General features: G+C 59.8%; 1 pseudogene. It reads right to left on the bottom strand.

Going from position 1 to position 483, the window contains the following annotated elements:
* Nucleotides 1-483 (bottom strand): annotated as a pseudogene (locus X741_RS0136475) (OmpA family protein); the annotation flags it as partial.

Below are 483 nucleotides of genomic sequence, written 5' to 3'. Positions count from 1 at the left end.
TTACATCACGAACCTTGGAGATGTCGAATTCCGGTCCGCCTACTGAAAGCTGTCGGGCCGCGGCGCGCGCCCGATCTATCCAAGTGTCGGGAGCCTCACCCTCGGCAACAATGCGATTATCGACGATCGAAAGCCGAACCGATTTCAGCGGATACAGCAACGCCGTCAGCCGCTTCACCACGAACTCCGGTTCAAGGCTCTGATAGAATTGCCACTGTGAGTGAACGCGGGCAGGATCAACCTGCGTTCCCGACAGCAGAGCTTGCGGGTCGGCGGCAAGCGGGTCTCTCAGGCCTGCAATATAGAATTGGCCATCGCGTATCTTTTGTTCGGCAACGATGATGCCCGGCTGGCTCTCCAGTCGCGACACATAGGCTTGCCAGCGCTCTGCCGCGCGTGCTTCGGGGCTTACATCACGAACCTTGGAGATGTCGAATTCCGGTCCGCCTACTGAAAGCTGTCGGGCCGCGGCGCGCGCCCGAT

Origin of the sequence: Mesorhizobium sp. LNHC221B00 (assembly GCF_000502935.1) — a bacterium.
Classification (GTDB): Bacteria; Pseudomonadota; Alphaproteobacteria; order Rhizobiales; family Rhizobiaceae; genus Mesorhizobium; species Mesorhizobium opportunistum.
This window is presented reverse-complemented; position numbering and strand designations above follow the sequence as displayed.